21 protein-coding genes and 1 pseudogene are annotated in these 16,061 nt (G+C 56.6%); 13 read left to right on the forward strand and 9 right to left on the reverse strand.

The window, feature by feature from the left end:
• Together CKF42_RS07610 and CKF42_RS07615 are read right to left on the reverse strand one after the other, a co-directional pair.
• Window positions 1-134, reverse strand: a pseudogene (locus tag CKF42_RS07610) (transketolase family protein); the annotation flags it as partial.
• Complete coding sequence (locus tag CKF42_RS07615; RefSeq protein WP_111207908.1) at window positions 127-957, reverse strand: transketolase; 831 nt, start codon at window positions 955-957, stop codon at window positions 127-129. The pseudogene CKF42_RS07610 and the gene CKF42_RS07615, both read right to left, overlap by 8 nt.
• 398 nt (window positions 958-1,355) lie before the next feature.
• Here CKF42_RS07615 and CKF42_RS07620 point away from each other — a divergent pair, with 398 nt between their 5' ends.
• The gene (locus tag CKF42_RS07620) at window positions 1,356-2,306 is read left to right on the forward strand and encodes a sugar-binding transcriptional regulator (RefSeq protein WP_111207909.1); all 951 of its coding nucleotides are present in this window, start codon (window positions 1,356-1,358) and stop codon (window positions 2,304-2,306) included.
• Between the two features lie 36 nt (window positions 2,307-2,342).
• Here the strand turns inward: CKF42_RS07620 and emtA are convergent, their stop codons facing one another.
• Window positions 2,343-2,972 (reverse strand): membrane-bound lytic murein transglycosylase EmtA, encoded by a 630-nt coding sequence (emtA, locus tag CKF42_RS07625; protein WP_072215488.1) that lies wholly within the window; start codon window positions 2,970-2,972, stop codon window positions 2,343-2,345.
• 166 nt (window positions 2,973-3,138) lie between these two features.
• On the opposite strand from emtA, the gene ldcA reads away from it, so the two are divergent.
• Window positions 3,139-4,062, forward strand: a complete 924-nt coding sequence (gene ldcA / locus CKF42_RS07630) for a muramoyltetrapeptide carboxypeptidase (protein ID WP_009090791.1) — start codon at window positions 3,139-3,141, stop codon at window positions 4,060-4,062.
• Window positions 4,063-4,084: 22 nt separating this feature from the next.
• Entirely contained in the window at window positions 4,085-4,747 is a 663-nt protein-coding gene (locus CKF42_RS07635) for an MBL fold metallo-hydrolase (protein ID WP_058957480.1), read from the forward strand.
• Here CKF42_RS07635 and CKF42_RS07640 read toward each other — a convergent pair whose 3' ends face one another.
• The 3 genes from CKF42_RS07640 to CKF42_RS07650 form a co-directional block, all read right to left on the reverse strand.
• Window positions 4,748-5,161 (reverse strand): N-acetyltransferase, encoded by a 414-nt coding sequence (locus CKF42_RS07640; protein WP_058957481.1) that lies wholly within the window; start codon window positions 5,159-5,161, stop codon window positions 4,748-4,750.
• Window positions 5,162-5,182: 21 nt separating this feature from the next.
• Window positions 5,183-5,566 carry a hypothetical protein gene (locus CKF42_RS07645; RefSeq protein ID WP_111207910.1) on the reverse strand — a complete coding sequence of 128 codons (384 nt, stop codon included), beginning with the start codon at window positions 5,564-5,566 and terminating at the stop codon, window positions 5,183-5,185.
• A 190-nt stretch (window positions 5,567-5,756) separates the two neighbouring features.
• Entirely contained in the window at window positions 5,757-5,936 is a 180-nt protein-coding gene (locus CKF42_RS07650) for a hypothetical protein (RefSeq protein ID WP_009090798.1), read from the reverse strand.
• 214 nt (window positions 5,937-6,150) lie between these two features.
• On the opposite strand from CKF42_RS07650, the gene CKF42_RS07655 reads away from it, so the two are divergent.
• The 7 genes from CKF42_RS07655 (at window position 6,151) to CKF42_RS07680 (ending at window position 10,640) form a co-directional block, all read left to right on the forward strand.
• Window positions 6,151-6,480 (forward strand): hypothetical protein, encoded by a 330-nt coding sequence (locus tag CKF42_RS07655; RefSeq protein WP_009090800.1) that lies wholly within the window; start codon window positions 6,151-6,153, stop codon window positions 6,478-6,480.
• Between the two features lie 61 nt (window positions 6,481-6,541).
• Window positions 6,542-7,099, forward strand: a complete 558-nt coding sequence (locus tag CKF42_RS07660; protein WP_111207911.1) for a hypothetical protein — start codon at window positions 6,542-6,544, stop codon at window positions 7,097-7,099.
• Window positions 7,100-7,122: 23 nt separating this feature from the next.
• Entirely contained in the window at window positions 7,123-8,133 is a 1,011-nt protein-coding gene (locus CKF42_RS07665; RefSeq protein ID WP_111207912.1) for a Ppx/GppA phosphatase family protein, read from the forward strand.
• Between the two features lie 156 nt (window positions 8,134-8,289).
• Window positions 8,290-8,538 (forward strand): YqjD family protein, encoded by a 249-nt coding sequence (locus CKF42_RS07670; protein ID WP_046101619.1) that lies wholly within the window; start codon window positions 8,290-8,292, stop codon window positions 8,536-8,538.
• Between the two features lie 166 nt (window positions 8,539-8,704).
• The gene (locus CKF42_RS21215) at window positions 8,705-8,875 is read left to right on the forward strand and encodes a hypothetical protein (protein WP_009090806.1); all 171 of its coding nucleotides are present in this window, start codon (window positions 8,705-8,707) and stop codon (window positions 8,873-8,875) included.
• Between the two features lie 365 nt (window positions 8,876-9,240).
• On the forward strand, window positions 9,241-10,302 hold the full coding sequence (locus tag CKF42_RS07675; RefSeq protein ID WP_009090808.1) for a glycosyltransferase family 9 protein: 1,062 nt from the start codon (window positions 9,241-9,243) through the stop codon (window positions 10,300-10,302).
• Window positions 10,302-10,640: a DUF1493 family protein gene (locus CKF42_RS07680; protein ID WP_111207913.1), complete on the forward strand. Its 339-nt coding sequence runs from the start codon at window positions 10,302-10,304 to the stop codon at window positions 10,638-10,640. Before CKF42_RS07675 ends, CKF42_RS07680 begins: the two co-directional genes overlap by 1 nt.
• On the opposite strand, the gene CKF42_RS07685 is transcribed toward CKF42_RS07680, so the two are convergent.
• The 3 genes from CKF42_RS07685 to icd form a co-directional block, all read right to left on the reverse strand.
• Window positions 10,568-11,644 carry a glycosyltransferase family 9 protein gene (locus CKF42_RS07685; RefSeq protein ID WP_111207914.1) on the reverse strand — a complete coding sequence of 359 codons (1,077 nt, stop codon included), beginning with the start codon at window positions 11,642-11,644 and terminating at the stop codon, window positions 10,568-10,570. The two genes, CKF42_RS07680 and CKF42_RS07685, sit on opposite strands and share 73 nt — an antisense overlap.
• Before the next feature lie 275 nt (window positions 11,645-11,919).
• Complete coding sequence (locus CKF42_RS07690) at window positions 11,920-12,117, reverse strand: hypothetical protein (protein ID WP_111207915.1); 198 nt, start codon at window positions 12,115-12,117, stop codon at window positions 11,920-11,922.
• A 231-nt stretch (window positions 12,118-12,348) separates the two neighbouring features.
• The gene (icd, locus tag CKF42_RS07695) at window positions 12,349-13,599 is read right to left on the reverse strand and encodes an NADP-dependent isocitrate dehydrogenase (RefSeq protein ID WP_009090813.1); all 1,251 of its coding nucleotides are present in this window, start codon (window positions 13,597-13,599) and stop codon (window positions 12,349-12,351) included.
• A 104-nt stretch (window positions 13,600-13,703) separates the two neighbouring features.
• Between icd and rluE the strand changes: the two genes are divergently transcribed.
• The 3 genes from rluE to mnmA are packed head-to-tail and all read left to right on the forward strand — an operon-like array spanning window position 13,704 to window position 16,039.
• On the forward strand, window positions 13,704-14,366 hold the full coding sequence (rluE, locus tag CKF42_RS07700) for a 23S rRNA pseudouridine(2457) synthase RluE (RefSeq protein WP_046101615.1): 663 nt from the start codon (window positions 13,704-13,706) through the stop codon (window positions 14,364-14,366).
• A 44-nt stretch (window positions 14,367-14,410) separates the two neighbouring features.
• On the forward strand, window positions 14,411-14,884 hold the full coding sequence (locus CKF42_RS07705) for an NUDIX domain-containing protein (RefSeq protein WP_111207916.1): 474 nt from the start codon (window positions 14,411-14,413) through the stop codon (window positions 14,882-14,884).
• Window positions 14,885-14,926: 42 nt separating this feature from the next.
• Entirely contained in the window at window positions 14,927-16,039 is a 1,113-nt protein-coding gene (gene mnmA / locus CKF42_RS07710) for a tRNA 2-thiouridine(34) synthase MnmA (RefSeq protein ID WP_111207917.1), read from the forward strand.
• The last annotated feature ends 22 nt before the right edge of the window (window positions 16,040-16,061 follow it).

A 16,061-nucleotide genomic window follows, 5' to 3' on the forward strand; every position in this document is an offset into this window, starting at 1 on the left:
AACGCCTTGATAAAAGGCGCGATTTTGGCGGTGGAGGTGGAGTCCGCGACCACCGGTACCAGATCGACGCCGCGATTCACCGCGTCGATAAAAGCCGTAACCATGACGTTTGCCAGGTGTTGTGCATTACTCATCTTTCAGTTCCTCCAGTGCCAGCGCGATCTCTTCGCCTTTCGGCACCCGGTGATGCCACTCCGCCTCGCTCTGAATAAAGGAGACGCCGAAACCTTTTTCGGTATGCGCCACAACCACCTGTGGCTTGCCGTTCTGCGGCAGGTTTTCAAGGGTGCTGACGACCGCCGCCATCGCATTGCCGTTACATTCGCTGACCTCCAGCCCGAAAGCGCGCCATTTTTCCGGCAGCGGGTCCGTGTTCATGATGTCCCGGGTGGCGCCCGCCAGTTGCAGTTTGTTCTTGTCATTGATGATGATCAGATTGTCGAGCCCATAGTGCGCCGCCACCAGAGCGGCCTCCCAGTTGCTCCCTTCCGCCAGTTCGCCGTCACCGGTCACGACAAAGATGCGGCGGGAGCTGCGATCTTTTTTCGCCGCGAGGGCGATGCCTACCGCCACCGGCAGGCCGTGCCCCAGCGCACCGGTGTTCAGCTCCACGCCCGGTGTCTTCTGGCGCACCGGGTGGCCCGGCAGAGGAGAGTCAGCGTGCTGATAGGTGGTAAGCCACTCGGTCGGGAAATAGCCCGCTTCCGCCAGTACGCAGTAGTAGCCCCCTACCGCATGCCCTTTGGACTGAATGTAGATGTCGCGATCGTTATCCTCTGTGCGATCCGGTGCGCAGTTCAGAATACGGAAGTAGAGCGCGGTCAGGATCTCGACCTGCGACAGGTCAGCACCGGTGTGCCCGCCTGCCGGACTGCCCGCGTTAAGCTGGATAATGCGGCGGCGTATCGCCCGCGCCCGGCGTTCAAGCTCATCGACTGAAAGATTGAAAGGATTCATGTTCTGCCTCTGAATTTTAAATCGACCGTGAATATATATTCACGATGGGTAAAAAAATTAACCGTTAACGTATCCGGTCCGGAATCGGCCGCCTGTCATCCTGTATAAATGCGTCGTTAAACAGCGTGTCAGATCGGTTCATCACCTGACGGGTATCTCCATCCCCCCATGATCCCTATAGCCTGACAACCGGCACGATAGGGACAGAAGGGCCTGCTCACGAATTTCAATGAATATATATTCAATGACGATTTTATATGCATAATGACTATGCGCCTCTGCTGAGGCATCGTCCAACAGGCGATCGTCAAAAAGCGAAAAGGATCACAAATTCGCCTGCGTTGTGATTTTGATGATCCTGGTTAACAATACCGGGCAGACTCTGAGAGGGAAAACTGATGGCCAAACAGGATGAACAGCGACTGATGGTGAAGATCGCCACCCTGTACTATATCGAGGGGCTGAAGCAGTCGGAGATCGCGCAGTCGCTGTCCCTGTCGCAGTCCTTTGTCTCACGCATCCTTAATCGCAGCGTAAAAGAGGGTGTGGTCAAAATCAGCGTTGTGCCACCGGCCAATGTCTATCCTGAGCTGGAAAAAGCGATTGAGCAGACCTACCACCTGCCCCAGGCGATTGTGGTTGATGTGCCGGACCAGGCTTCTCCGCTGCAGATCAAACAGGCGATTGGATCGGCGGCAGCGCACTATCTCGAAACCCGCCTGCGCAACGATGAACTGATTGGCATCTCCTCCTGGAGCGGCACCATCCGGGCGATGGTCGATGCGCTGCATCCGCTCAACATCGCCTGCAAAGGGGTTATCCAGCTGCTGGGCGGGGTTGGCGCTAACGGCAATGTGCAGGCCACCATTCTGACGCAGAATCTGGCGGCGCTGCTGAACTGCCCCGCCTGGCTGCTGCCGTCTCAGTCAATCGAACATTCGGTCAGCGATCGCCATCGGCTGTCAGCCAACGCGGAGGTAGCGGAGGTACTGGATCAGTTTGAGCAGGTCGATCTGGCGATTGTCGGTATTGGCGACCTTGAGCCGTCAGCCCTGTTGCGCAATTCAGGCAACTACTACGATGGTGAAATGCTGCAGACCCTGGCGGCACGCGGTGCCGTGGGGGATATCTGCCTGCACTACTTCGATGCCTGCGGACAGCCGGTGCTGCAGCCGGAAGAAGATCCGGTGATCGGCATGGAGCTGGCGCAGGTTAAGCAGTGCCCGCAGGTCGTAGGACTGGCTGGCGGACGCGAGAAAGCGCCGGCGATTCGTGCGGCGCTGCTGGGTGGCTACATCAAGGTGCTGATCGTCGATTATCCGACGGCGCGGCTGCTGCTCGCGCCGTAGGAAGTGCGCCCGCTGCGATGCCGGGGCGCTTTCCGGTCAGATCGTGCGATAGGCGGTGGTAACCTTCCACAGATAGCGCGGAGCCTGCGCCGCCGGATGTTTGTTCTGAACATGCTGGTAAAACTCATCCGGCGACATCGCATTGATCATCGCAATGGCACGATCGCGGTCGCGGGAGAAGGTTCGCAGCAGCGCACCGGCACCGTTGGCATAGGAGACGATGGTGGCATAACGCAGCGTCAGCGGATCGCGAATCCCTGACAGAGCGGAATCCTGCAGGATGCGGATATAGGCGGTGCCGATATCAATATTTTTAGCCGGATCGCGCAGTTCGGCATTCGATGGCTGACCGCGGCGACCCTGCGTCCGGTAAACTTCACGCCCGGCGGTCGAGGCTTTGATCTGCATCAGGCCCACCGCATTCGAACGGCTCACCACGCCAGGATTTCCCCCCGACTCGACACTGATAATGGCGCTGATAAGCTTCTCATCAACGCCATAATGACTGGCGGCATCTTCGGTAAACATTGACCATGCGCTGTTAACGCTGGAGGGCGGTGCCTGAGTGAGTGGCGTATTACGCTGTTTCACTGCGTGGTGCGGTGGCTCGCTGGCACAGCCGGTCAGGAGTAACGCTGAGAGTATAAGGTGTCGGATTTTCAGCAATTTTTCGTCTCATAGCGGTAGTGGCGAATGCTATCATACCCAGACCGCCTGAGAGCAAAATTACCGTTTATCCTAAATGCACGAAAAAGCGGCCCGTGTCGTGACTTCAGGGGTGTATTTCGTCATCATCGCCTCAGGTCAAGGGCGCTAACAGCAGGAAAGTATGATGATTTCACGTTCAGTTCGTCTTATCTCCCCCTCCGGTTACTGTCACAATCAGCCTGCGGCGCTGTGCGGCATTGCGCGACTGCGCGAGGCGGGCCATCGGGTAGAGAATGAGCAGATCATTACCCGGCGTTTTCAGCGCTTCGCCGGGACAGACGCAGAACGGCTGGCGGATATTAACCAGCTTGCCACACTCAGCACGCTGCCCGATGTGGTGCTGGCGGTGCGTGGCGGTTATGGTGCCAGCCGGTTACTGGAATCGATCGACTATGTCGGCCTGCAGCGTCGCCTGCTGAATCAGCCGCTGGCGCTGTGCGGGCACAGTGATTTCACCGCCATTCAGCTGGCGCTGCTGGCGCAGGTCGGCTTAATCACCTTCAGCGGTCCGATGCTGGCCGGCAACTTCGGTGCCGCGACCTTATCTGAATTTACCCTGCATCACTTCTGGCAGGCTCTGACATCACCTACAGTAGACGTGGCATGGCAGAGCGAAACGCCTGATGAGGGTGAGTGGCAGGGGACGCTGTGGGGCGGTAATCTGGCGATGCTCTGCTCGCTGACTGGCACGCCGTGGATGCCACAGATTGAAAACGGCATTCTGGTTATTGAGGATGTGAATGAACATCCGTTCCGCATAGAACGTATGCTGATTCAGCTGCAGCAGAGCGGCATTCTGGCGCGCCAGCGGGCGCTGGTCACCGGCAGCTTTACCAGCACCGCACTGACAGAGTATGACAACGGGTTTGACTTCAGCACCGTCTGGCAGCGGGTGCGTGAAACCACCGGCCTGCCGGTGATCAGCGGTCTGGATTTTGGTCACGCGGCTGACACCGTGACCCTGCCCCTGGGGGCCAGCGCACGATTAGCGGTCCGTCAGGGCCAGGCCAGTTTACAGGCAAGCGGGCATCCCGTTCTGCGGGAATAAAGAACGTTTCAGGAGATCGACATTGAAGCCGTTGTATGACGATTTGTGGATCTCAACCCCGGAATTTCCGGTGGAAGATGCCGTTAATGACCTGATGATGCATGGCTTTATGCTGCGTCACCCTCGCGGTAATCTGCTGATTGGCCGCGTAGAAAATCCGCTCGATCATGAAGTGCTGGCCGATAGCGGTGGCGTGATCCGCCACTATCTGACCCACTGGCACGAGTCTGCGCCGGGGGCGGCGGTGATCCAGCAGCGCTTCAGCAGCGCACTTTACTGCCATAGCCGGTCGCTGGGCCCCATCAGCCGCTTCGCGGAGCCTGATGACACCTTTTCGCAGCAGGAGACGCACTTCGGGGATTTTCATCTGCTGCCGACGCCGGGGCACACGCCGGGCAGCAGCAGTTACCTCTATACGTCGCCGCTGGGGCTGACCTATCTGTTTGTCGGGGATACGGTGACGCGGTCGCACGACAACTGGATCACCGTGCTGGTGCCGGACAGTAATCCCGCGGAGCTGAGTCAGACGCTGGAATTGTACCGTTCGCTGCGTCCCGACGTGGTGCTGATGAGCACCACGCGCGGACATCTCTCGTGGAAAAAGGTCACCCTGCAGAGCTGGCTGGCGGCGATCGATGAAGCTGAGCAGCATCCGCTCGATCTGCGTCAGCAGCCGCTGTTCTGATTACAGCGTTTTCGTCAGATAGTGGCGCTGGTGGTGGCGTGGATAGTTATCCAGGCTGAAACGCAGCGTATAGCCAAGCTTTTCATAAAACGGTCGCGCCTGAAAACTGGCGGTATCCACCTGGGCAAAGCGGCAGCCGCGATCCCGCGCCTCCTGCTCGGCGGCCTGAATCAGTGCGCTGCCCGCCCCCTGCCCGCGCAGCGCCTCACTGACCCACAGCATATCAATCCGCAGCCAGTTTCCGGCCGTTGACCCGGTCAGACCCGCCAGCTTTTTGCCCTGCTCATCACGGATAAAGACGCCAATCGAGCGGATCTCATCCACATTAATAAACTTACGGTTGAAGGCGGTCAGACCCAGTCTGACCTCATCCAGATCCTGTGCGGTAACCGTGTCGGTAATTTCAGGTTTCATCGTGGCTTCCGGGGTCAGGTATCAGGTGTCAGAGCGCGCTCTGTCGTCGTAACGCTCCAGCGTCAGTGCATCCACATCGCGTTTTTCACTGCGGCTGCAGGGCAACAGTTTATCGCTACCGCGATAAACAAAGAAGGTCGCCTGGGTGCGCTGATTCACAATCAGCTGATCGCCATTGCGAAAGCGGGTAATCGCCACTTTGTCGCCCGCCTCCAGACGGGTACGCTGCTGGCCTGCGGCAATCTGGAAGTGTCCGGGAGGCCACATCAGCGTGGATAATCCATATTCGGCGCGTGAAATGGTCATGGTCGCCCGATCGGGACAGGTGAGCTGAAATTCAGTTTCGCTCCATGCGGGCGCGACGTGGCAGGCCATCAGGCCCAGAGCAATCAATGCTGCCTTCATGCTGTGTCTCCACTGAAGAGGATTTCTACAGGAATGAATAGCTTAACATATCCCTGCCCCCTGATGAGGCACGGGCGCGTCGGGAACAAGACCACGAAAAGATAGAATCGGGGTGAGAAAAAGCGGAAAGTTGAGAAAAGATAAAGTAATCCGGTCAGCATATCGGCGCCGCATACTGACCGGATAACGGTTATTCGGCGGCAACCTCTGCGGCCACCAGCATCAGCGCCAGCCCGGCATTCTCGCTGTCATACGCCTGCATCGCTGCGCGAATACGCTCGGAGCAGGCAACGACCTGTTGCTTCTTATCGGCATCTAACTGGTCAATCGCGTGGCGAATAATCATTAGACTGGCTTCTTCTTCTTTCATCATTTATCCCTGGATTTGCCTAAGTGGTGCGCAAAGGAGCCAAGAATACCGTTTATTGATAAGCAAAGTCACCCTTTTACATTCCTGTTGCTTAACGATTAAACAAATCGCAAACAGGAAGCGCAGCGGAAACTGCTATGATTAACAAAATGATGGCCTGGCAGAAGAGACGCCACGCCACGACACGCCCAGGGATCGAAGCAGGTAGAAAATCATGATGCGACTCAGCATTTTTATCCTCATCACCATACTGACTGGATGTTCATCTGGCCCGAAAGGGGTCGACTGTCCGGGTGAGGTTTCGACAATTTATGGTCAGCCGATGGGGCAAACGCAGGGGCGGATTTTTGATCTGGTCAGCGCCTTCACCGTGACCCGGGATGACGTCAGCGTGGAGAGTGGGCCGCTGCAGTCGCTGGATCGCTTTAAATATGTCCCCTCCGCCGTGACGCGGGAAGGCTACTATGCGCAGCGCCTCTCTGATAAGCAGTTCCGGCTGATCAATCCCTACCAGGATACCCAGATCACCTGGACCTGTCCGTAAGGGGTGAATCCTGCTGCCAGATGGTTTATTGTCAGGAAACGTCAAGCAGCAGGTTTCCCCGATGGAAAAGCGTCTGGATAACAACGGTTATATCGACTTCCCCTTTCCGGCCACCCGCAATGCGGATGGCTCTGTCAATCCGTGCGGCATTGATTTAACGCTGGAAACCAGCCGGCTGGAGGAGATTGCGGTCCTGAACCGCTCAGAAAACCTGCGCCGACTGGTCGAAGAGGTCAATCTGCAGGAGGGGCTGTTTATGACGCTCGCCTGCGACTGGCAGCAGCAGGCCGATGCGGTCTGCGGCTTTATCGATGTGGCCTTTCGTCCCGATCTGCCGCAGCACGGTCACGACGAGGCACTGGCGCTGGAAGCGCATTTCATCCGCTACCTGGCCGGGCAGGAGAAGCAGCATAACCTGCCTGCGGAAACGCTGGTAAATTACGCCCGCTCGGTGCTCGACTGGAGCTGGTCGCCTCTGCGCCAGCGTCAGCGCGACTATGAAAAGATCACCGTTCAGTTCTATTGTCCGCAGGCTGACGACGCCGAATGGTGTTTCGATCACCTGCGTCATTTCCTGGTGAGCGTTTATCCGGCCTGCGTCATGGCCCGCTCACGCTGATCCCCCTGGCATCCGGAGTCGCTATGCGTTCTGCTGCACTGTCTGCTGTTACCCTCTTCTGTTCGCTCTTTTTCGCCACGTCTGCCCTGGCCGATCGCTGCCAGCAAATTCGCGCCGGTCTTGATATCGGTTCCGGCACCACCAAAATCGCGGTGGCCCGCGTCAATGTCTGCCAGTCGCGCATTGAAAAAGTGCTCTATCAGGATCAGCGCGCCGTCGCCTGGAACGATGCGCTGGCACATGCTCCCGACAATCAGCTCACGCCGGCGATCACCCGCCAGGGCACCGCGGCGCTGCAGCAGCTTCTGGCCCATGCTCAGCGCTTTCATCCTCAGCGTATCAGCGGCGTGGCGACCGCCGTGTTTCGCAACGCCCGCAATGGCCAGGCGGTCATTGACGATCTGCAGCGGCAGACCGGGGCGCAAATCAGCCTGATCTCACAGCAGCAGGAGGCGAAGCTCGGCTTCCTCTCCGCCAGAGCCGCGCTGAACGATCCCGCGATCCGTGATGAGCAGTTGCTGGTCTGGGACATTGGCGGCGGATCGATGCAGATGACCGCCTGGCGACAGCAGGCCGGTCAGCCGGTAGCTGACATCTATCAGGGGAAGCTGGCTTCCGTGACGCTGAAAAACTTTATCCTGCGCGTGCTGAAGAACAGCCCGGATGCCCCGTCACCCAACCCGATTGGCTCCTGGCGGCAGTCCGTGCTGCGCTTCGTGCAGTTTTATGCCACTAACGAGGTCAGCCCGCAGATCAAACAGGATGTGGCGGGTCGCCGGGTCATCGGTATTGGTGGTGTGCACGGGTTCTCCATCCGCAATCAGTTACCGGGCAGACCCCATCACTACACCCTGGCAGCATTGCGCCAGCTCTCTCAGCAGCAGGTCTGGAAGGGTGACAGTGAACTGTCTGGCGACTATCGCGCCACGGACGTCAGCAATCTGTTGCTGGTTGAAGGCTATATGGCGGCGCTGAAAATCAACGAGGTGACGATCGTGGAGGCCAGTCTGCTCCAGGGCGTGCTGCTGCAATAGCCTTGTCTCTGCCCTGCTTCGCCTCCGGCTGAGCCGCTGACACCGCGCCATTAACAGCCGGACATAATTTTTTAGCCTCTGATTTGCCTCTGACGGAGCAGGATTCACTATCTTTGCTACGCTTTGAGTGTCTCACTTAAAACCAAGGAGCAACAGATGTCAGGAAAAATCGAAGATAAAGTAAAAGAAGCCGCTGGCGCAGTTCAGGAACAATGGGGCGCAGCAACCGGCTCTTCTGAGCATCAGGCTAAAGGCGCCGCGCGCCGTTATGCCAACCAGGCAAGCTACGCGGCACGCGATGCTGCTGACTGCATTAAGGATCAGGTTCAGTCTAATCCTGTTGCCGGTCTGGCTGTTGCGGCAGGCGTTGGTGTTATCCTCGGCTTTCTGCTGGGCCGCAAGTAATCCTGCAGAACGTCAGCAGAACGGAAGCCGGTGGCTTCCGTTTTTTTTCGCTCACAGCGACGTGCCGCTGAGAAACATCTGAAAAATAACCCTTTTCAGGCCAGATCGCGGTCAGTCACTATGATTAAGTGAGCTTCCCTTTTTCTGACAACATCAAGGTGACCTAATGAAAACAATTCCTGCCCTGCTGCTCGTTGCAGCGACGCTGACCTCTCTGGCGGGCTGCTCACACCAGAGCAGCGCGATTAAAGAAGATGGACGCCCTCATGCGCCAAGCGGTCAGTCCTCACCAGGTGGCACGCTCGGCTCCGGCCCGGTGGGTCAGCCTCAGTCCTGATTCCCGGCCCCGGCTCTGACGCCGGGGTCTGTTTTTAGTGCGCGGCATTAACCGATAGCGCGCATAAAATAATGTCACTCATTGTTATCCTGCTATTAGTTATTACTGCAATTAACATCACATGCAAAATAAAATAATTTTTTAAGATTCATCCCAGTCCTTTTCAATAAACCCCTACTCTCTTTACGCAATCCTGTAAATATACCCTGAATAAACAACACAGAAATTGTGGAAACAATTTAAACAGATCCTCTACAGCGTTTAAAAAAACATTTCCGCAATGAACTTTCTCGCTGAAACTATTCTCTAATCACGCATAATGATTTTTTGTTTAATATAATTGCTACGTGAAAGAGAATTGAGACGTGAAGAAAAAAAAGATTTATCTGATAGACCGCCTTTTAACGCTTTATTCTCGATTTTCCGGCAGAAGACAACCGCAGGCCCTGCAGCAGCTGAACCCGGAGACCGTGGTCATCTATTCCACCACCGCGCTGGGCGATTTCCTGATGAATACGCCCGCTATCTGGAGCCTGAAAAAACGCTTTCCTGCCAGTAAATTTATTCTCGTCTCCAGCCTGAAAAATAAGGATCTCGTCAGCCGCTACCCCTGGTTTGATAAGATTTATATCTGGGATAACAAACTGGCAAATTTTCTGCCGTTATTTTTCAAACTGCGTCGCCATAAACCAGAACTGTCCGTCATATTACACGCGCATTTCCCCTACGATATTATGAGCTCGGTACTGACCGGCAGTCAGGCTATTTTACGCGACCATTACGGCAGCGAATCGCCGGTACTGAATAAATATCTGGACCACTATTCGGGTTATTTCGACGACCACACCATCAAGCGTAAGCTGAAATTAATTGAAGCACTGGGCGCAGAGACGCAGCAGACCCGGATGCATCTGCCAGAGCTGAATAGCAGTGCCACGGCAAACGCGTCGCATCGCCGCATCGGGTTTCAGCTGGGGGCATCGAAAGATATCCGCCGCTGGCCGCTGGAGTCGTTCAGTCAGCTGGCCACCGCCCTGCTTGCGCGCTGGCCTGACAGTGAAATCGTTGTGACCGGTACAGCGGCTGAGCAACCGCTTGAGCAGGCGTTTATCGCCAGTCTGCCGCCGCACTGCCGGAAAAATGTGACGCCAATGGCGGGCAAAACAAACCTCAGTGGCCTGATTACCCTGATCCGATCGCTGGACCTGCTGGTCACCGGTGATACCGGCCCGCTGCACATCGCCGTGGCGGCGCAGACCCCGACCGTCAGCCTCTTCTCCACCGCTAACCCGCGCTATACCGGCCCCTGTCAGGACAGCGATCGCCACATTATCATTCACCGTCCGGATAAGACGGCGACGCAGCATCCCATGGCGTCGATTAAGGCGGAAGAGGTTGAGCAGGCCGTGGCGCAACTGGTGGGATAATGAACCGCTTATCTGCCGCCATTATTAAGCTGATTGAATATCATAATCAGCCGACCCCGCTGGGCTGGTTCCGCAGAGTGGACCGGCCGGGTTTTCACCTGCAACAGCTTCCGCTGAATGAGGTGGAATTTGCGTTGCTGATGAGCGACTTTTTTCTCACGTTCAACGTCAGCGCCGACCATTATGATGAGTCCCGCTATTTTCCGGCAGCGCAACGGCGACGCTTTGCTTTCACTCCCGGATTCAGAGCCGGCGCTGAACCGGCTTACCGCCCTGTCACCGTCGCGATGCTCTCTGAGGCGGCCAGCCGGGGATGCTGGCCTGAAGAGGATGACTGAATCAGGGTATGGACAACGGCGTCATAGACTTCACAGCTGTTCAGCGCGTTAACATTCCGTGACGCGGGCTGCAGCACCTGATAATTCACCTGCCAGGGATGCCAGCACGCCGGGTCGCTGTCGCCAAACAGCGCCACCACCGGCAATCCCAGCGCCGCACCGATGTGCATCGCCCCGCCATCACTGCTCACGAGCCCCTGACATAACGACATCGCCGCGATCAGTTGCGGCAGGCTGGTCGTGGAGACCGCTCTGATCGGCAGGTGCGGGCAGAGCGCCATGATGTCTGCGGCTTTTTCATCATCACCCGGATGACGTGGATTATCGCGACTGCCGGGTGACCACAGCAGCATGATCTGGCAGGGATGGTGAGCGGCAATCTTCTCAGCCAGTCCGGCAAAACGTGTCGCTTCCCATTGCTGGCTCGGCTTACGGGCGCTGATTTGCAGCGCATACACCGGGAGGTCGGCATCAATTGCGTAAGTGTCGCGCAGGCTGGCGGCAAGGGCGGCGTCAGGCCGCAGCGTCAGTCTGCCCGGTCTGTTTTCACGGAGATTGAAGGGGCGTCCCAGGCTGAACAGCGTTTCGCTGATATGGCACGGCGACGGGTCGGGCGGTGGCAGCAGGTCGGTAATCAGAGGATGGGACTGCTCCCCCAGGGCGATGACTCTTGCCGGACGCAGGCTCTTTACCCATTTCAGGCCATGCTGATCCCAGCGGCTTTTCGCCAGTATCACCACCTCATAGCGTTGCTTTTTCAGGGTCAGCATCAGCTTCAGCCGCTGCAACAGGCAGGTCACTCTTCCCTGCCCTGACTCCCGGTGATGCAGTTTGGTGTAAAAGAAGAGCTGCCGGATATCGGGGTTATGCGCCAGCACGGGGGCGGCGTAGTTGTTCGTCAGTACATCGACCTGATACTGTCCCGACTGCGCCAGCGCACTGATGAGCGGCGTGGTCAGTAACGTGTCGCCAATATTATCCCTGCAAATAATTAAAACCCGCATGTCTGACATCCTCTGCGCACAGTCTGTGCTGGCTGGCTAAAAATAAGACGGCCCGTTAACGCTCGTGGAATGCTAACGTAACGGTACAATCAGCTGATTAGTCAGCGAAGTGTCAGATTGGTTCAACAGTTGCCATATTGTTAAAACATGAGGCCGGGCAGAGCGGACGAATACGCTTAACGGGTTTGGGCAGTTAGCCGGTTTCCGGCAGGGAGAGCGTCAGGATCATTCGGCCCGGCACAGAGTATGCCGGGCACGCAGTTTTCAGGACGGGATTAATGGAGCCTGTCGTCTAACAGCTCAAGGGCGACCCGATAAATCAGCCCAGGCTGGGCATCGGGTAACATCCGCTTGATTTTCTCCTCCAGGGCGCGGTTCGTGACGGCCTGATTATCCGCCAGTAATTCCAGCACAGCCTGACCGAACATCAGGCGACAGATATAAATCGCGTCTTTGGTATATTTTGCGTCCATAAATCCTCCTTATGAATGAGTGTTTACAGTAACGGGATTCAGACGCTGAAGAATGGCCGATGCAGGGACGCTGCCTTTTTTTGCAGTGGCATCAGACAATCCGATTTACAGAAATATTAAAACGCGATGATGTCACTGAAGGGTCAGGTGAGGCGGAGAAAGAGAAAAGCGTGGAACGCGGGCACAAAAAAGCCGGCACAGAGCATGACCCTGTGCCGGCCGCATCAGACATTACATATTTTCGATGATTGCGTCACCAAACTCTGAACATTTCAGCAGTTTAGCGCCATCCATCAGACGTTCGAAATCGTAAGTCACGGTCTTGTTAGCGATAGCGCCTTCAACACCTTTAACAATCAGGTCAGCCGCTTCGAACCACTCCAGATGACGCAGCATCATCTCTGCCGACAGGATCACGGAACCTGGGTTCACTTTATCCTGGCCTGCATACTTCGGCGCAGTGCCGTGCGTGGCTTCAAACAGCGCACACTCGTCACCGATGTTGGCGCCAGGTGCGATACCGATACCCCCCACCTGAGCCGCCAGGGCGTCAGAGATGTAGTCACCGTTCAGGTTCATACAGGCGATAACGTCGTATTCAGCCGGACGCAGCAGGATCTGCTGCAGGAACGCATCCGCGATCACATCTTTAACGATGATCTCTTTACCGGTGTTCGGGTTTTTGAACTTCATCCACGGGCCGCCGTCAATCAGCTCGCCGCCGAACTCTTCTTTCACTAACTGGTATCCCCAGTCTTTGAACGAGCCTTCGGTGAACTTCATGATGTTGCCTTTGTGAACCAGGGTCAGTGAATCACGATCGTTGGTGATGGTGTATTCCACTGCCGCACGCACCAGACGCTTGGTTCCCTCTTCGGAGCATGGCTTAACGCCGATACCGCACTGCTCAGGGAAGCGGATTTTCTTCACGCCCATCTCTTCGCGCAGGAACTTGATCACTTTGTCCGCTTCGGCAGAGCCCGCTTTCCACTCGATACCCGCATAGATATCTTCGGAGTTTTCACGGAAGATCACCATGTCGGTCTCTTCAGGACGTTTAACCGGGCTTGGCGTGCCTTTGTAGTAACGAACCGGACGCAGGCAGACGTAGAGGTCAAGCTCCTGACGCAGGGCCACGTTCAGTGAACGAATACCGCCGCCGACCGGGGTGGTCAGTGGACCTTTGATCGCAACGCGATATTCTTTGATTAAATCGAGGGTTTCCTGAGGCAGCCAGACGTCCTGGCCGTAGAGTTCGACTGATTTCTCACCGGTGTAAATCTCCATCCAGGAGATTTTACGCTCGCCGTTGTAGGCTTTCTTCACCGCCGCGTCGACCACTTTCAGCATGACCGGGGAAACATCAACACCGATACCGTCACCCTCGATGTAAGGAATGATCGGATTGTTTGGCACTGTCAGCTTGCCCTGATTCAGGGTGATTTTTTGACCTTCCGCCGGAACAACTACTTTGCTTTCCATTAACCTCTCCTGGGCGTTTGTTAATGATTTGTAAGATGCGCGTCAATACTACTTGAATATTTCCGCCACGCCAATCACCGCAATTTCACGTTATAATGCGCCGAATGTTTCTGACTGCAAAGCCCATGCGAAAAACTTCTCAACGAATTCACCAGGATAAACGATTCAGCCGTCCGGCGCGTGATGCGCGACGTACGCCTGCCCGCCCTGCGGCCCCGCGCCGCGTGATTCTCTTTAACAAACCCTTTGATGTTCTGCCGCAGTTTACGGATGAAGCGGGCCGCCGCACCCTGAAGGATTTTGTTACTGTTGCCGGGGTCTATGCCGCAGGCCGCCTCGATCGTGACAGTGAAGGCCTGATGGTGCTGACCAACGACGGCGCCCTGCAGGCCGCGCTGACTCAGCCCGGCAAACGCACCGGCAAAATCTATTATGTGCAGGTCGAAGGCGCGCCACAGGAGGCGGATCTGCAGCCGCTGCGGGATGGGGTTAATCTGAAAGATGGTCCGACCCTGCCCGCTGGCGTGGAAAAAGTCGATGAACCCGAATGGCTTTGGCCACGCCAGCCGCCGATCCGCGAGCGTAAAAACATTCCGACGCAGTGGCTGAAGGTCACGCTGTATGAGGGGCGTAATCGTCAGGTTCGCCGCATGACCGCCCACATCGGCTTTCCTACCCTGCGCCTGATTCGCTATGCCATGGGTCACTACAGCCTCGACGATCTGGCCCCCGGAGCGTGGCGCGAGGTCGGCACAGAGCCTGTCTGACAACCGAACTTTCATAACCTCAGGTTAACAATTGCGGAGAAGGGATGTTTAAACCTCATGTTACGGTCGCCTGTCTGGTTCAGGCGGAAGGTGAGCTGCTGGTGGTGGAAGAGACCATCAACGGACGCGCCACCTGGAACCAGCCAGCCGGCCATCTTGAAGCGGATGAAACGCTGCATGAAGCCGCAGCGCGTGAACTCTATGAAGAGACCGGCATCGTGGCGCAGATGGACTATTTCATTGCGATTAACCAGTGGATAGCCCCCGACACCACGCCTTTTGTGCGTTTTCTGTTTGGGGTCGATCTGCCGGAAAAAGTGGTGACGGAGCCGCAGGACAGCGACATCGACTGCTGCTGGTGGCTGCCGCCAGCGCAGATTCTCACGGCATCTAACCTGCGTTCGCCGCTGGTGGCGGAAAGCGTCCGCCTGTGGCAACAGGGCACGCGCTACCCGCTTCATCTGGTCAGCCCGTTCCGGTGGCCGTTTCACGAGGGTGCGCGTCTGCCTTCTGCATGATAGAATGCGCCGCCTGTTTTTTTATCGTAATGCGAGCGTGTCATGTCTGACAACAGCCAGAAAAAAGTGATCGTCGGTATGTCCGGCGGCGTCGATTCTTCCGTTTCCGCCTGGTTACTGCAGCAGCAGGGTTACCAGGTTGAAGGCCTGTTCATGAAGAACTGGGAGGAGGACGATGGCGAGGAGTATTGTACCGCCGCGGACGATCTGGCGGATGCGCAAGCGGTGTGCGACAAGCTGGGTATGAAGCTGCACAAGGTTAACTTTGCCGCGGAATACTGGGATAACGTCTTCGAGCATTTCCTCGAAGAGTATAAAGCGGGCCGCACCCCTAACCCCGATATTCTCTGTAACAAAGAGATCAAATTCAAAGCGTTCCTGGAGTTCGCGGCTGAGGATCTCGGCGCTGACTTCATCGCTACCGGTCACTATGTGCGCCGTCAGGATGTCGCTGGCCAGAGCCAGCTGCTGCGCGGCCTGGATGGCAACAAAGACCAGAGCTACTTCCTCTACACCCTGAGCCACCAGCAGATTGCGCAGAGCCTGTTCCCGGTCGGCGAGCTGGAAAAGCCGGAAGTGCGCCGCATCGCTGAAGAGCTGGACCTGATTACCGCGAAGAAGAAAGATTCGACCGGCATCTGCTTTATCGGCGAGCGTAAATTCCGCGACTTCCTGGCACGCTATCTGCCGGCCCAGCCAGGCGAGATTGAAACCACTGACGGTCAGATCGTCGGTGAGCACCAGGGGCTGATGTACCACACCCTGGGACAGCGTAAAGGCCTGGGTATCGGTGGCCTGAAAGAGAGCAAAGATGATCCCTGGTATGTGGTCGACAAAGATGTGGCGCGAAACCGCCTGATTGTCGCTCAGGGCGGCGATCATCCGCGTCTCATGTCTGTGGGACTGATTGCGCAGCAGCTGCACTGGGTCGATCGTCAGCCGATCACCGCCCCGCTTCGCTGCACCGTGAAAACCCGTTATCGTCAGACCGATATTCCCTGTGAGATTATTCCTCACGGTGACGATCGGATTGAAGTGCGCTTTGATGAGCCGGTTGCTGCGGTGACGCCCGGCCAGTCTGCGGTCTTTTATCTTGGCGATGTCTGCCTCGGTGGCGGTATTATCGAACAGCGTCTGCCTTTCGTGACAGAGTAAGCGGGCGCAGCCCCTATTGATG

Source organism: Pantoea sp. ARC270 (assembly GCF_003236725.1).
Lineage (GTDB): Bacteria > Pseudomonadota > Gammaproteobacteria > Enterobacterales > Enterobacteriaceae > Pantoea > Pantoea anthophila.

Coding starts and splice junctions, on each gene's coding strand:
- CKF42_RS07615 (WP_111207908.1), bottom strand. CDS start 957: ATGAATCCTTTCAATCTTTCAGTCGATGAGCTTGAACGCCGGGCGCGG.
- CKF42_RS07660 (WP_111207911.1), top strand. CDS start 6,542: ATGGAAAAGCGTCTGGATAACAACGGTTATATCGACTTCCCCTTTCCG.
- CKF42_RS07645 (WP_111207910.1), bottom strand. CDS start 5,566: ATGAAGGCAGCATTGATTGCTCTGGGCCTGATGGCCTGCCACGTCGCG.
- CKF42_RS07620 (WP_111207909.1), top strand. CDS start 1,356: ATGGCCAAACAGGATGAACAGCGACTGATGGTGAAGATCGCCACCCTG.
- CKF42_RS07680 (WP_111207913.1), top strand. CDS start 10,302: ATGAACCGCTTATCTGCCGCCATTATTAAGCTGATTGAATATCATAAT.
- CKF42_RS07705 (WP_111207916.1), top strand. CDS start 14,411: ATGTTTAAACCTCATGTTACGGTCGCCTGTCTGGTTCAGGCGGAAGGT.
- CKF42_RS07650 (WP_009090798.1), bottom strand. CDS start 5,936: ATGAAAGAAGAAGAAGCCAGTCTAATGATTATTCGCCACGCGATTGAC.
- icd (WP_009090813.1), bottom strand. CDS start 13,599: ATGGAAAGCAAAGTAGTTGTTCCGGCGGAAGGTCAAAAAATCACCCTG.
- CKF42_RS07640 (WP_058957481.1), bottom strand. CDS start 5,161: ATGAAACCTGAAATTACCGACACGGTTACCGCACAGGATCTGGATGAG.
- CKF42_RS07665 (WP_111207912.1), top strand. CDS start 7,123: ATGCGTTCTGCTGCACTGTCTGCTGTTACCCTCTTCTGTTCGCTCTTT.
- CKF42_RS07685 (WP_111207914.1), bottom strand. CDS start 11,644: ATGCGGGTTTTAATTATTTGCAGGGATAATATTGGCGACACGTTACTG.
- CKF42_RS07670 (WP_046101619.1), top strand. CDS start 8,290: ATGTCAGGAAAAATCGAAGATAAAGTAAAAGAAGCCGCTGGCGCAGTT.
- CKF42_RS07655 (WP_009090800.1), top strand. CDS start 6,151: ATGATGCGACTCAGCATTTTTATCCTCATCACCATACTGACTGGATGT.
- CKF42_RS07690 (WP_111207915.1), bottom strand. CDS start 12,117: ATGGACGCAAAATATACCAAAGACGCGATTTATATCTGTCGCCTGATG.
- ldcA (WP_009090791.1), top strand. CDS start 3,139: ATGATTTCACGTTCAGTTCGTCTTATCTCCCCCTCCGGTTACTGTCAC.
- mnmA (WP_111207917.1), top strand. CDS start 14,927: ATGTCTGACAACAGCCAGAAAAAAGTGATCGTCGGTATGTCCGGCGGC.
- CKF42_RS21215 (WP_009090806.1), top strand. CDS start 8,705: ATGAAAACAATTCCTGCCCTGCTGCTCGTTGCAGCGACGCTGACCTCT.
- rluE (WP_046101615.1), top strand. CDS start 13,704: ATGTTTCTGACTGCAAAGCCCATGCGAAAAACTTCTCAACGAATTCAC.